At 62.5% G+C, this 13,313-nt stretch carries 11 protein-coding genes; 4 read left to right on the top strand and 7 right to left on the bottom strand.

Features of this window, described 5'->3' with window-relative positions:
- Positions 1-38: 38 nt before the first annotated feature.
- Together ACSQ20_RS23615 and ACSQ20_RS23610 are read right to left on the bottom strand one after the other, a co-directional pair.
- Positions 39-680: a response regulator gene (locus tag ACSQ20_RS23615; protein WP_436024760.1), complete on the bottom strand. Its 642-nt coding sequence runs from the start codon at positions 678-680 to the stop codon at positions 39-41.
- Positions 677-2,122, bottom strand: a complete 1,446-nt coding sequence (locus tag ACSQ20_RS23610) for a cache domain-containing protein (RefSeq protein WP_436024758.1) — start codon at positions 2,120-2,122, stop codon at positions 677-679. The genes ACSQ20_RS23615 and ACSQ20_RS23610 overlap by 4 nt, the downstream gene beginning before the upstream one ends.
- Before the next feature lie 216 nt (positions 2,123-2,338).
- Between ACSQ20_RS23610 and ACSQ20_RS23605 the strand changes: the two genes are divergently transcribed.
- Positions 2,339-4,414 (top strand): carbon starvation CstA family protein, encoded by a 2,076-nt coding sequence (locus ACSQ20_RS23605; RefSeq protein WP_436025855.1) that lies wholly within the window; start codon positions 2,339-2,341, stop codon positions 4,412-4,414.
- An 18-nt stretch (positions 4,415-4,432) separates the two neighbouring features.
- Positions 4,433-4,636 (top strand): YbdD/YjiX family protein, encoded by a 204-nt coding sequence (locus ACSQ20_RS23600; protein WP_436024756.1) that lies wholly within the window; start codon positions 4,433-4,435, stop codon positions 4,634-4,636.
- Between the two features lie 118 nt (positions 4,637-4,754).
- On the opposite strand, the gene hpnH is transcribed toward ACSQ20_RS23600, so the two are convergent.
- Both hpnH and ispH read right to left on the bottom strand, forming a co-directional pair.
- Positions 4,755-5,909 (bottom strand): adenosyl-hopene transferase HpnH, encoded by a 1,155-nt coding sequence (gene hpnH, locus ACSQ20_RS23595; RefSeq protein ID WP_436024754.1) that lies wholly within the window; start codon positions 5,907-5,909, stop codon positions 4,755-4,757.
- A gap of 10 nt (positions 5,910-5,919) precedes the next feature.
- Positions 5,920-6,864 (bottom strand): 4-hydroxy-3-methylbut-2-enyl diphosphate reductase, encoded by a 945-nt coding sequence (gene ispH, locus ACSQ20_RS23590; RefSeq protein ID WP_436024752.1) that lies wholly within the window; start codon positions 6,862-6,864, stop codon positions 5,920-5,922.
- Between the two features lie 302 nt (positions 6,865-7,166).
- Here ispH and ACSQ20_RS23585 point away from each other — a divergent pair, with 302 nt between their 5' ends.
- A complete protein-coding gene (locus ACSQ20_RS23585) occupies positions 7,167-8,363 on the top strand; it encodes a glycosyltransferase (RefSeq protein ID WP_436024750.1) in 1,197 nt (398 codons plus the stop codon).
- 37 nt (positions 8,364-8,400) lie between these two features.
- Here ACSQ20_RS23585 and ACSQ20_RS23580 read toward each other — a convergent pair whose 3' ends face one another.
- From ACSQ20_RS23580 to ACSQ20_RS23570, 3 genes are all read right to left on the bottom strand, one after another.
- The gene (locus ACSQ20_RS23580) at positions 8,401-8,886 is read right to left on the bottom strand and encodes a hypothetical protein (protein ID WP_436024748.1); all 486 of its coding nucleotides are present in this window, start codon (positions 8,884-8,886) and stop codon (positions 8,401-8,403) included.
- Positions 8,887-8,991: 105 nt separating this feature from the next.
- Positions 8,992-10,002 (bottom strand): hopanoid-associated sugar epimerase, encoded by a 1,011-nt coding sequence (gene hpnA / locus ACSQ20_RS23575; RefSeq protein WP_436024746.1) that lies wholly within the window; start codon positions 10,000-10,002, stop codon positions 8,992-8,994.
- 96 nt (positions 10,003-10,098) lie between these two features.
- Positions 10,099-12,804, bottom strand: a complete 2,706-nt coding sequence (locus ACSQ20_RS23570; protein ID WP_436024744.1) for a sensor domain-containing protein — start codon at positions 12,802-12,804, stop codon at positions 10,099-10,101.
- A 193-nt stretch (positions 12,805-12,997) separates the two neighbouring features.
- Here ACSQ20_RS23570 and ACSQ20_RS23565 point away from each other — a divergent pair, with 193 nt between their 5' ends.
- Positions 12,998-13,294, top strand: coding sequence for an acylphosphatase (locus ACSQ20_RS23565; RefSeq protein WP_436024742.1), 297 nt, complete (start codon positions 12,998-13,000; stop codon positions 13,292-13,294).
- The last annotated feature ends 19 nt before the right edge of the window (positions 13,295-13,313 follow it).

The following is a 13,313-nucleotide window of genomic DNA, read 5'->3' as shown; positions in this document are numbered from 1 at the left end:
TTCGAGCAAGACGTGCGGCGCGACTGCGGCTGCTACCGCTATCGCCGCCGCCGCTCGACCGCGAACTTGATCAATTCCGCTTGCCCTTCGATGTCGAGCTTGCGTTTTAGATTGAGCCGGTGCGTTTCGACGGTGCGCACGGACAAGCCATAGCGTTGGGCGATCTGCTTGCTCGACAGGCCTTCGGCCAGCGCGTCGAGAATCTCGGACTCGCGTGGCGTGAGCCGCTCGACCGGCGTTTGCAGCGCGCTTGCTTGAATCATCCGCGATGCGATGCCGGCGCTGAAAAACGTGCGGTTATCGAGCACGGCCTCGATTGCATGGACGATTTCGGTGGCCGGCGAGTCCTTGAGCACATAGCCGCTTGCCCCAGCGCGCACCGCTTGGGTCACATACTCGAGGTTGTCGTGCATCGACAGCATGAGCACCCGCACCTCGGGAAACCGCTCGTGAAAAATACCGGCCAGTACGATGCCGTTCATTCCGTTCATACCGACGTCCATCAGCGCAAGTGCGGGGTTCAGCGCTTCGGCGAGCGCGAGCGCGTCTTGCGCGTTACCGGCTTCGCCGGCCACTTCGAGCCCGGGCACGGCTTCGAGCCGCAGACGCAGGCCGTCGCGCACGAGCGGGTGATCGTCGACGATGATGATTGTGGCGTTGCGTTGACCCGATGCCATCATGAGGTGCGGCCTTCGTGCGTGAGTGAGAGAGAGGAAGCCGATTCGTAAGCGCGCGGCGGCAGCGGCACATGCGCGGTAACCACCGTGCGTCCCGGTTGCGAGGAAAGCGACAGCGTGCCGCCGAGCGCATCGAGCCGCTCGCGCATGTTGCGCAGCCCGATGCCGCCGCGCGTATCGGCTTGCACGTGATCGACGTCGAAGCCGCAACCGTCGTCCGCAATCGACAGCGTTACTTCGCGCGATGAGACATCGAGCGCGAGCGTAGCGTGCGTGGCATGCGCGTGTCGCAGGATATTGGCAAGCGCTTCCTGGGCGATGCGAAACAACGCGGTATTGAGCCCATCCGGCAGTGCGGGCGCGCGCGGCTGAATGGTGCGCGTGAACGCGATATCGATAGCCGCTTCCACGCCGAGCTCGCGGCTCAGTTGCTCGAGCGCTGCGGCCAGGCCGAGATCGTCGAGCATGGCGGGACGCAGCGCATGCGAGATCCGGCGCACTTCGCCCAACGCGTCGGCAAGCCGCACCAAGCCAGTCGAGAGCGCCGCTTCGGCGCTCGGCACGCGCGCATGCGGCGCGTTCGCGGCTTCGAGCCGCGCCAGTGCGGACTCTAGCAGCAGCTTCACCGAGACCATCTTCTGACTAATGCCGTCGTGCAATTCTCGCGACAGCCGCGCACGTTCTTGTTCCTGCGATTCGACGACGCGCTGCGCGAGACGTTTGAGCTTGGCATCGGCGCTGCGGTATTCGGTGACATTGACGAACACGGCGAAGGCGGCAATGACGACGAAGCCGGCCAATGCGATCGCACCGATCCACATCATCGTGCGATGAATGTTCGCCGAGGCGCTTTCGTCGATGCGTGCGAGCGCCGCATTCACGCCGTCGAGATAGATACCGGTGCCGATCATCCAGTCCCATCGCGAAAGTGGGGCAACGTAGCCGAGCTTCGGCTCGAGTTGATTGGTCGACGGCCGATGCCAGACGTAGCGGACGTAGCCGCCGCCTTGCGCTGCAGCTGCGATCAACTGCTGGATCGGCAAGGCCCCCTGCGGGTCGCGCAACGACCAGAGATTGTGGCCGACCAGGTCCGGTTCGCGCGGATGCATCAGCGAATTGCCCTTCATGTCGTAGACGAAGAAATAGCCGTCGCGTCCGAAATCCATTTTTTGCAGCACCGAGAGCGCTTCAGTGCGCAGCGCGTCGGCGTCCGCGTCGTGCCGGCCATCGACGCTTGCCTCGTACAACGGCGCAATGGCGCTCGTCGCAAGGTCGACATAGTGCTTGAGTTCTTGCTCCTTGCTCGACATGTAAGCGGCTTCGACCGTGGCGTGCTGTGCTTTTGCGAGCGCGGTCGCCTGCAACCGCACGCCGATACCGATGCCCGCGATGGCCGCAAGGAAGGGCACGACCGCGAGAAGAAAGATTTTGGTTTTGACCTTCATTGCTTTCGGGGAAACCGGGACGGCATGCGTGCAAGTTGTTACGTAGTACTACGTAGTTGGGTTACGTAGTTGTGCGCTTGTGAGGCCTGACGCGAAGCTGAATACTACACGGCCATCAGCGGGTCGCGTGGCTCACGCTTGGCTCACGTTACTCGCCGGCGACCGGCCGATGCGGTGGAATTATTCATAACAAATCTTGGAGACAGCATGAATCCGATGAATCGGCTCGGCCGATTTGCGCTGTGGACGGTGCTCGCACTGCTCGGCGCTTATGCGTTCGGCACCATTGCCCTCGCACATGGCGAGCGCGTCAGCGCGCTGTGGGTTGTTATCGCGGCCGTCTGCGTCTATTTGATCGGCTATCGCTTCTATAGCCACTTCATCGCAAGCCGCGTGCTGCAACTCGACCCACGGCGAATGACGCCGGCTGTCAAACACAACGACGGCCTCGACTACGTCCCGACGCATCGCTTCGTGCTGTTCGGCCATCACTTCGCCGCCATTGCCGGTGCGGGGCCGCTGGTCGGGCCGGTGCTGGCCGCGCAAATGGGCTATACGCCCGGCATGCTGTGGATTCTCGCGGGTGTCGTGTTCGCCGGTGCCGTGCAGGATTTCATCGTGCTTTTCATTTCGACTCGCCGAGACGGCCGCTCGCTCGGCGACCTCGTCAAAATGGAACTAGGAACGGTGCCGGGAATGATCGCGCTGTTCGGTGCGTTCCTGATCATGATCATCATCCTGGCCGTGCTTGCGCTGATCGTCGTGAAGGCGCTGACGAATTCGCCGTGGGGCACGTTTACGGTTGCCGCAACGATTCCGATTGCGTTGCTGATGGGCGTGTACACGCGTTTCATTCGGCCTGGGCGCATCGGTGAAGTATCGGTGGTCGGTTTCGTGCTGCTGATGGCGTCGATCGCATTCGGACAGTACGTTCATGACATCCCCGCGCTTGCCGCGTGGTTCACGTTCACCGGTACGCAGCTCACCTGGATCCTGATCGGCTACGGGTTCATCGCATCGGTGCTGCCCGTATGGCTGCTGCTTGCTCCGCGCGATTATCTGTCGACGTTCCTCAAAATCGGCACCATCCTCGGACTGGCCATCGGCATCCTGATCGTCTCACCCGAGATGAAAATGCCGGCGTTGACGAAATTTGTCGACGGCACGGGCCCCGTGTGGTCGGGCAATCTGTTCCCGTTTCTGTTCATCACGATCGCCTGCGGCGCGGTGTCGGGGTTCCATGCATTGATCGCCTCGGGCACGACGCCGAAACTGCTCGAGAACGAACGCGATGCGCGCTTCATCGGATACGGCGCGATGCTGATGGAGTCGTTCGTTGCGATCATGGCGCTCGTTGCGGCCTGCGTGATCGAACCGGGCGTCTACTTCGCGATGAATGCGCCGGCAGCGCTGCTGGGCTCGACACCGGATGCCGTGGCCCAGACGGTCACGCAGTGGGGCTTCCTGCTGACGCCGGACATGTTGACTGAAACCGCGCGCGCTGTCGGCGAAACGACGATCGTCGGGCGCGCGGGCGGCGCACCGACGCTCGCGGTGGGAATGGCGCAGATTCTGCACCACGTGATCGGCGGGCCGGCCATGATGGCGTTCTGGTATCACTTCGCGATTCTGTTCGAGGCGCTGTTTATCCTGACAGCCGTCGATGCCGGCACGCGAGCGGGGCGCTTCATGCTGCAGGATCTGCTCGGCGCGTTTCATCCGGCGCTCAAGCGCACGGAGTCCTTGCCTGCGAACCTGGTTGCCACGGGCCTGTGCGTCGCCGCATGGGGCTACTTCCTGTATCAAGGCGTGATCGATCCGCTCGGCGGCATCAATACGCTGTGGCCGCTCTTCGGTGTATCGAATCAAATGCTGGCCGCGATTGCGCTCGTGCTCGGCACGGTCGTGATCTTCAAGATGAAGCGCGAACGCTACGCATGGGTGACAATCGCGCCAACCATTTGGTTGCTCATTTGCACGTTGACGGCGGGTTGGCAAAAAATCTTTTCGGACAATCCGAAGGTCGGTTTCTTGGCGCATGCAGCGAAGCTCAGTGCCTCAGCGGACGCGGGCAAGGTGCTCGCTCCGGCTAAGTCGATCGAACAAATGCGCCGTATCGTTTTTAACGATTATGTCGATGCGACGTTGTCGGCGCTGTTCGTCATCGTCGTGCTGAGCATGGTTGGGTATGGCGTGGCGGCTATTATTCGGGCGCGCCGCAGTGCTCGGCCGAGCGCGGAGGAGACGCCGTTCGAAACGTCACCTATCGTGCAGACGGCCGGCGTTCGATAAACGAAAGCCGAGCGAACGATGTTCTCAAACCTCGGTGAATTGCGCAGCGCAGGCCGGTACCTCGGCCAAGCGTTGCGTCTGATGGTTGGCTTGCCCGACTACGACGGCTACGTGGCGCATATGCGCGCCACGCACCCCGACCAGCCGGTCATGAGCTACGAAGCGTTTTTTCGCGATCGGCAAGATGCGCGGTATGGGGCCGGCGCCGGAAAATGCTGTTGAATGCGACGGTGATAACCGTGCTCGACTGGGCGTAATGACAAAAGCCCCGCGTTTTATTCAAACGCGGGGCTTTTGCAAGCGCGCCAATAACTCAGCGCATGTCGTCATTAATCGTCAGTCAATGCGCAGTGGCCGCCCGTTGCCCTTTCTTTGCGTTCGCCGTGCGTCCGATTTCCTCGAGCTTGATTTCGACGTGCCGCGAGAACACATACTCGGCGGGACGCTGCTTATCGAGCGGGATATCCTTCGCGAAAGCGCCGTCGAGCTTGGGCCCCCGCAAGCTGACACCGAGCGCCTTGAGCGGGTGCGCGACGGTGTCCATCACCGCCGTCGCTTCGAAGCCGCTGTGGACCATACAGTCAGCGCACTTCTCGTAGTTGCCGGTTCCGTAGGCGTCCCAATCCGTGTCTTCCATCAATTCCTTGAAGGTCTTCGCATACCCTTCGCCGACCAGATAACAGGGGCGCTGCCAGCCGAACACCGTGCGCGCAGGGTTGCCCCAAGGTGTGCAGTGGTAAGTCTGGTTGCCGGCGAGGAAATCGAGGAACATGGCCGATTGGCTGAACGACCACTTCTTGCCGCCGTCGCCGCGTTTGAAAATTTCGCGGAACAGCTGTTTCGTCTTGTCACGGTTCAAGAAGTGCTGCTGATCTGGCGCGCGCTCATAGGCGTAACCGGGTGAGACGGTGATGCCGTCCACGCCCATCGGCCCGACCGAATCGAAGAACGCGGCGACGCGTTCGGGCTGCGCGTCGTTAAACAGCGTGCAATTGATGTTGACCCGGAAACCGCGCCGTTTCGCTTCGCGAATGGCGGCCACGGCTTTCTCGTACACGCCATCTTGCGAAACCGAATGGTCGTGCATGGCTTGGTCGCCGTCGAGGTGCACCGACCAGACGAAGTACGGACTCGGCCGGTAGTCGTCCATCTTCTTTTCCATCAGCAGCGCGTTCGTGCAGAGATAGACGAACTTCTTGCGTTTGATGATGCCTCGGACGATTTCCGGCATCTCGCGGTGTAAGAGCGGCTCGCCGCCGGCGATCGAGACCACCGGCGCACCGCATTCGTCGACCGCGCCAAGGCATTCTTCGACGGACAGCCGTTGATTCAAAATCGGATCGGGATAATCGATCTTGCCGCAACCGTTGCATGCAAGGTTGCAGCGGAATAGCGGCTCGAGCATCAGCGCGAGCGGATAGCGTTTATTGCCGGTGAAATGCTGGCGCGCAATATAGGCGCCGACGCGAACTTTCTGTAGAAGCGGGATTGACAAGGCGTCCTCCTTAGACTTGACGTGCGGCGACGGGCTCGGCGAGCTTCGACGGCAGCTTGAATTCGACTTTTTCCTCGCGCCCGTCCATCGTGGTGACCTCGACGGGGCCGAGCGCGCGCAATGCGTCGATTACATGGTCGACCATTTCCTCGGGCGCCGACGCGCCGGCCGTGATGCCGACCGTCTGCGCGTTGGCGAACCATTCGGGCTTGAGCTCGAAACCGTCTGCGACGAGATAGCTCGGCACACCGCTTTCGGCACCGATCTCGCGCAACCGGTTGGAATTGGAACTATTGGTTGCGCCCACGACGAGCAGTACATCGACGTGGGCGCTCAAATCGCGTACCGCGGCTTGCCGGTTTTGCGTGGCATAGCAGATGTCGCGCGTATCGGGGCCCACGATATCGGTGAAGCGCCGCATCAGCGCATCGATGATGCCGCGCGTATCGTCGACCGACAGCGTCGTTTGCGTGACATAGGCAAGCGGTGCATCGGCCGGCAAATCGAGCTTCGCCACTTCGGCTTCGCTTTGCACGAGCAGCACCTTGCCCGGAATCTGGCCGATCGTGCCCTCGACTTCCGGGTGCCCGGCGTGGCCGATCAGAATCAGGGTACGGCCGGCGGCGACATACTGACGCCCCTGCACGTGGACCTTGGTCACGAGCGGGCAGGTGGCATCGAGCACGTCGAGGCCTCGATTGTCGGCATCGCGCTCGACGCTTTGCGCAACCCCGTGCGCACTGAATACCGTGACCGCGCCGTGCGGCACTTCGTCGAGTTCTTCGACGAAACGGGCGCCCTTGCTGCGCAAGTTTTCGACGACGTGCCGGTTATGCACGATTTCGTGGCGCACGTAGACGGGTGCACCGTGTCGTTGCAACGCGCGATCGACGATCTCGATTGCGCGAACGACTCCCGCGCAAAAGCCGCGCGGTTGAGCAAGGATGACTCGCATGTTATGGCGAACTCCGACTGAATCGGGGTATCGAATTTAGCCGACGTGGCGGCTCATAATCGCCCAGACCCAACTTAATTATTAGAAAGCGGGCGTGATAGCCGGCAAACCGAAACCAAACGCGCATTCTAACGCTATCGGGCCGAAGCGGGTCGGCAAGCGTTGTACGCATGCTTAATCGGTGCGGTACGGCGGCGTGCGCGCCGCGCCGGCCCGCTACCCAGTAAACTAGGCGGCTTTGCGGCGAACCTTACGGTTCGCTTAAAACCTCAATAGTCTGCCTTATTGCTTCGGTCCGTCGCATGCATTTTGATTATTTCGAAAAACTGGCGCTTTTCGCACTTTCGCTCGTTTCGCTCGCCATTTGGTGCGTGTTGCTGTTCGCGCGGGGCGGCTTTTGGCGCACACGCCCGGCCGCACCACTGCCGGCCGTGCTGGCCGACGCGCAGCAGGGCTGGCCCGCCGTCGTGGCCGTCGTCCCGGCGCGTAACGAGGCCGATGTCATCGCGCAGGCAGTCCGCAGCCTGCTCGCGCAAGACTACGCGGGCGCATTCCACGTGACCGTGGTGGACGACCACAGCACCGATGGCACCGCCGACGCCGCGCGGGCCGCGGCACTCGCGCTCGGGCGGCCGGAGCGGCTGAGCGTCATTGCCGCGAAGCCGTTGCCGGCAGCGTGGTCCGGCAAGGTTTGGGCGCAGTCGCAGGGCATTGCGGCGGCCAAGTCGCTCGGCTTGCCCGCCGATTACCTGCTGCTGACCGATGCCGACATCGGTCACCCGCCCGACGCGCTTGCCCAACTCGTTGTGCGCGCAACCGTCGAGGCGCGCGATCTGGTTTCGCTGATGGTTCGTCTGCGCTGCGATTCGTTCTGGGAGAAGGCGCTGATTCCGGCGTTCGTGTTCTTCTTCGCCAAGTTGTATCCGTTTGCCTGGGTCAACAATCCACGCAAGCGGACAGCGGCAGCGGCGGGCGGCTGCATGCTCGTCAAACGGACGGCGCTCGAGGAGGCGGGCGGTATCGAGTCGATCCGGGCCGAATTGATCGACGACTGCGCGCTGGCGGCACGAATCAAGCATCGAGGCACGGGCGGGCACCCGATTCGCCTCGACGTGGCAGCGCGCAGCGTCTCGCTGCGGCCCTATGACAGTCCGCGCGAGATCTGGCACATGATCGCGCGCACGGCGTTCACGCAACTGCGTTATTCGCCGTGGCTGCTCGCGGGTACGCTGGTCGGCATGACGCTGATCTATCTCGTGCCGCCTGCCGCCGCACTCGTGCTTGGTGCGCCGGGCTGGCCAGCGTGGATCGCCTGGGCTGCGATGTGTTGCGCTTATGCGCCGATGCTCCGCAATTACGGCCGCACACCATACTGGGCGCCGGCGTTGCCGCTCGTCGCGCTGTTTTATGTCGGCGCGACGTTGGCGTCCGCGCTTCGCTACTGGCGGGGTAAGGGCGGACAGTGGAAGGCACGCGTGCAGGCGCCGGTTGACCGCTAACGGCGCACGTTGCGCGTGTGCTTATACGCTTATGCGCTTACTGCGTGAGCATCATGTAAAGCTGCACCACCACATCCGGGGAAAAGGTGAACGGGACCCAGCCGTAACCGGTATGGCGAGCAACCAGCAGGCGGTCGCCGTTGGCTTGCTTTTGCACGGCCGTGACCGGGTTTTTGGTCGAGACGAAACGCCAGCCCGGTGCAATCGCCATCGGCGGCTCGGGCGACATCGACGCACGCGCATTCGCGAGCTCTTCGATGAGTTGGCCGATTTGTTGCGGCGCCAGCGTGACGGCTTTCCCGCCGATGTTGAGCGTGAGCGCGTCGTGCGACGGACGGCTCACCCGCAATGTGGGCTTTTCGTCGGCGTTTTCAATTGCGACATCAGGCGCCGCTTGCAGCGGGGCGGGATCGCGTTCGGCGGCGGTCGCGAGTGCGGCTCGTGCGAGGCGATTGAGTCGGTCGAGTTCGTTGATCTGATCGATGCTCGCTTCGAGTTCGCCGATCTGTTCGTAAAGGTTCATGCGCGGCTTTCTCTTGAAAGAACCCGCGATTTTACCGGCTCGCGGCAGCGTATCTCGCGCGCCAGCACATCGACGTTGTAACAAAATGCATGCGCGCCGCGCCACTTACCGAACGAGATACCCCGCTTCGCTGAACCAATCGAGTGCGTCGTGCAAGCCTTCGCGATAGGGCCGTGACCGATAGCCGAGCTCGCGCTCGGCTTTGGCCGACGTGAAATACATTTTGTTTTTCGACATCCTGAGACCGTCGACAGTCACGAACGGCTCGCGCTTGGTGATTTTCGCGATGCACTCCGCGCCGAACGCAAGCGGGTAGAGCGGCCAGCGGGGCAAGCTGAGCGTCGGCGGCTTGCGGCCGGTGCGCGTGGCGATATCGGCAAGCATCTGTTGCAGCGGCAAGTTTTCGCCACCGAGGATATAGCGCTCGCCAATGCGCCCGTGCTCGAGTGCAAGCAGATGGCCGGCTGCGACGTCATCGACGTGCACGAGGTTCAAGCCGGTGTCGACGAACGCGGGAATCTTGCCGAGCGCGGCTTCGACGATGATGCGCCCGGTCGGCGTCGGCCGTACGTCGCGCGGCCCGATCGGTGTCGATGGATTGACGATGACCGCGGGCAGCCGTCCGGTCGAGATCATGCGCTCGACGGCGCGCTCGGCGAGCACCTTGCTGCGCTTGTAGACGCCGATGGCGTCCGCGGCTGCGAGCGGCGCGGTCTCGTCCGCGATGCGGCCGTCGCGCGTCACTTTGAGCGTTGCGACGCTGCTCGTATACACGATGCGCTCGACACCCTCGGCCAGCGCCGCGCGCATCGTGGCTTCGGTGCCCTCGAGGTTCGCGCGTTCGATCTCGAGCGGATCGGGCGCCCACAGGCGATAATCCGCCGCGACGTGAAAAAGGTAGCGCACCCCGCGCAGCGCATCGCGCATCGAGGCTTCGTCGCGCATATCGCCCACTACGATCTCCGCGTCGAGGGCGTCGACGTTTTTGCGCGAACTGGTTGCGCGCACGAGTACGCGTACGGCAAAGCCGCGGGCGAGCGCCGCACGCGCAACAGCCGAGCCGACAAAGCCCGATGCACCCGTGACGAGTACGAGATCGCCTAAGGAGGCTCTCATCTGCATTGATTTCCCGTTTTTCATGGCAAGCGATGCGGCTCGCTGGCCGCATCGAACCGGGCAATTGTAATCGCGTAGCAGCGTCATCGCGCTGGTTCAACCCAGCGCGAGCGCGTCTTGGTTGAAGCGGCGGATGAACTCGTGGGCCTGAGCGGCCATCATCGGACGCGCGAAGCGATAGCCCTGCACGACGCTGCAGCCGTGACGACGCAAGAACGCGAGCTGAGTGGCAGTTTCGACGCCCTCCGCAACCACGCTGAAACCGAGCGCACGGGCGAGCGACAGAATCGCGCGCGTGATGATCTCGTCTTCGCGATGCACGCCGATGCCGCGTACGAACGACATGTCGAGCTTGAGCCGTTCGGCGCGAAAGCTACGCAGATAGGACAAGCTCGAATAGCCGGTGCCGAAGTCGTCGATGGCGATGTCGATATCCATCGCGCGCAAGGCCTGCAAAACATCGAGCGAGCCAAGGCTGAGCAGCGCGCTCTCGGTGATCTCCACCTCGAGCAACTGCGGGTCGAGCTGCGCGCGTGCGAGCGCGCGCTCGATCACGCGCACGATGTCGCCGCGCGCGAACTGGCGCGCCGACAGATTGACCGACATGCGCAAGCCCGGCAGGGTCGCTTGCCAACTCTGGGCCTGGAAGCATGCCTGCTGCATCACCCATTCGCCGATCGGCACAATAAGGCCGTTTTCCTCGGCGATCGGAATGAATGTGGCGGGGCTGACGGCGCCCATTTCCGCATCTTCCCAACGCAGCAATGCTTCCACACCGATCACGCGATTGGTCTGCAAATCGACTTGCGGTTGATACGCGAGACGGAATTCGCCGTTTGCAAGCGCACTGCGCATGCGTCGCGACAAGGCGAGCCGCTCGTCCGCCATCGTGCCGAGTTCGGGCGTGAAGCGCTGCAGCCCGTTACGGCCATTCGATTTCGCGTGATACATCGCAAGATCGGCGCGGCGCAGCAGCGTTTGCGCATCGGCGCCGTCGGTTGGGAAGCAGGCAATGCCGATACTTGCCTCGACACAGAACTCGGTGTCGTCGATCCATACCGGCCGTGCAAATGCTTGCGAAACGCGGGCCAGCACTTCGGTCACCCTATCTTCTTCGGCGCTTCCTTCGAGCACGACCATCACGAATTCGTCGCCGCCATATCGCGCGACCGTATCGGCTTCGGAGACGCATGCAGCCAGCCGCGCGCCGAGTTCCTGCAGCAGCCGGTCGCCGACGCCATGGCCCAGACTGTCGTTGACATCCTTGAAGTGATCGACGTCCATGAAAACGAGCGCCACGCGTGTGCCGTGCTTACTCGCGTAGGCGATGGCGCTCGTCAGTCGTTCGTTGAAACGATTGCGATTGGGCAGCGCCGTCAACGAATCGACGTTGGCCTGCTGGCTCAGCAAATCCCGCGACTGCACGAGTTCCGTTACGTCATTGACCACGCTGATGTGGTGAGTGATCCGGCCTTCGTCGTCGCGTACCGGCGCAATATAGATCTGATTCCAAAACAGTGTGCCGTCGCGTCGATAGTTGCGCACGAGCGTGGTCACTTCGCGCGCTTGAGCCAGCGCGTGGCGGATCGCCTCGATGCCAGCCTGGTTGCGGTCCTCGCCTTGCAGGAAGCGGCAATCGGTTCCTTGCACGGCCGCGATCGAATAACCGGTGATGCGCTCGAACGCGGGGTTCGCATATTCGATCAGATTGCCTTCGTCGGCGGAACTCGTAATAAGCACTGCGTTGACGCTGGCATCGAGCGCACGGCTGCGCAATCGCAATGCGAGCTCAGCGTCTTTCAGGTCGGTCACGTCCTCGTAACTCGCAAGCACGCCGATGACTTCGTTGTTGCAGCTCATGAGCGGCACTTTCGTTTTGCGCAGCCAGCGCCAGCCGCCGCTTGCCGACGGCACGAATTCTTCGTAGTGCGAAGCTTTTCCGCTTGTGATCACCTCGAGATCGCGCGCGCGAGCGCCGACGGCCGCGGCGCGCCAGGGCATGTTGTCATCGGTCATGCCGATGATCGCTGCGCGATCGTCGACACCGACGTCGTTGGCGAACGCGCGATTGCATCCCAAATATCGGGAATTGACGTCCTTCCAAAAGATACGCTGCGGCACGCTGTCGAGGACCGTTTCCAGCATCTGCTTCGATTCTTGCAGCGCGGCTTTTGCCAGTTCTTTTTCTGTAACATCGACGACCACGACGAAGCAGGCGCGGCGCTCCGCATACGTCATCAGGTGGTAGCTGGGTTCGACGAAAAAGCGTGTGCCGTCTTTGTGCAGATGTGCCCGCACGCCGGGCGAACCGTTTTTCGGCCCAGCCCCGTTCGCGAAGCTGGCAAAGCGCTCGAGGAACGCGGCGCGCTCCTCTGGCGGCCGTAATTCGACGATCGGCAGATCTTCGAATTCATCGCGCGTATAGCCGTAGCGCCGCACGGCAGCGTCGTTGACGGCGCTGACCGTGTTGGTCTCGACGTCGTACACGAGCATGGGCAGTGGATGGCCTTCGAAATACTCGCGAAAGAGCGCTTCGCCCTTTTCTTCGGCGAGCGACGCGCGTACGCGCTCCACCGCAAGCCGGTGACGCGCGTGCACGCCATAGACGAGAAATGCAAAGGCCGCCGCGACGGCGATCCAATCGACATCGTGCCTGGCGACCCAGCGGGCGGCCATATGTGCGACGACGCACGCCACCAACGCGAAAACCGCGATGGTGGCTGCCGTGCCGCGATGTTCGACGAACCAGCCCTTGACCACTCCGTTGCGATCGACTCGGGCTGCGTGGTGTCCTTGAGCCACCGGAAACTCTCCTCGCACGCAAATGAGCTATCGCGCAAACGCAATTAGTGCAATAACGGCTGGTCGCGACGCTTTCTTTAGCGGTTACGCGAAATGTTCAAAATCCGCTCTCCATTTGAACGATGAACCGCGACTACAATGCGGCGTTGGAGCGATTAAGCATTTGAGCATTTGAGCGTTGGGAGAGACGGGTATGACGGGCCCCGATTTGAGTACGAGGATAGAGACGTATTACGTGCGGGTGCGCGGTGTCGTTCAAGGCGTCGGGTTTCGCCACGCTACGGTGCGTCGCGCGCATGAGCTTGGCATTACCGGCTGGGTGACGAATGTGGCCGATGGCTCGGTGGAAGCCATGCTGCAGGGGCCGGCCGAGCAGATCGACCGCATGCTCGAATGGTTGCGGCGCGGTCCGCCGTCGGCGCATGTTCAGGATTTTGTCAGCGAAGAACGTCCGATCGAGAAACGTTTTGCGCGGTTCGAACAACATTGAGGGAATCGGCACCGCGCCG

It is taken from the genome of Trinickia sp. LjRoot230, assembly GCF_964253315.1.
GTDB lineage: Bacteria > Pseudomonadota > Gammaproteobacteria > Burkholderiales > Burkholderiaceae > Trinickia.
Note: the sequence above shows the minus strand (reverse complement) of the source record. Positions and strands in the feature narration are given on the sequence as shown.

What these genes read in the sequence shown, in the direction of transcription:
- ACSQ20_RS23615 (WP_436024760.1), bottom strand. Translation starts at nt 680, where the DNA reads ATGATGGCATCGGGTCAACGCAACGCCACAATCATCATCGTCGACGAT.
- ACSQ20_RS23605 (WP_436025855.1), top strand. Translation starts at nt 2,339, where the DNA reads ATGAATCGGCTCGGCCGATTTGCGCTGTGGACGGTGCTCGCACTGCTC.
- ACSQ20_RS23610 (WP_436024758.1), bottom strand. Translation starts at nt 2,122, where the DNA reads ATGAAGGTCAAAACCAAAATCTTTCTTCTCGCGGTCGTGCCCTTCCTT.
- ACSQ20_RS23565 (WP_436024742.1), top strand. Translation starts at nt 12,998, where the DNA reads ATGACGGGCCCCGATTTGAGTACGAGGATAGAGACGTATTACGTGCGG.
- ispH (WP_436024752.1), bottom strand. Translation starts at nt 6,864, where the DNA reads ATGCGAGTCATCCTTGCTCAACCGCGCGGCTTTTGCGCGGGAGTCGTT.
- ACSQ20_RS23600 (WP_436024756.1), top strand. Translation starts at nt 4,433, where the DNA reads ATGTTCTCAAACCTCGGTGAATTGCGCAGCGCAGGCCGGTACCTCGGC.
- ACSQ20_RS23580 (WP_436024748.1), bottom strand. Translation starts at nt 8,886, where the DNA reads ATGAACCTTTACGAACAGATCGGCGAACTCGAAGCGAGCATCGATCAG.
- hpnA (WP_436024746.1), bottom strand. Translation starts at nt 10,002, where the DNA reads ATGAGAGCCTCCTTAGGCGATCTCGTACTCGTCACGGGTGCATCGGGC.
- ACSQ20_RS23585 (WP_436024750.1), top strand. Translation starts at nt 7,167, where the DNA reads ATGCATTTTGATTATTTCGAAAAACTGGCGCTTTTCGCACTTTCGCTC.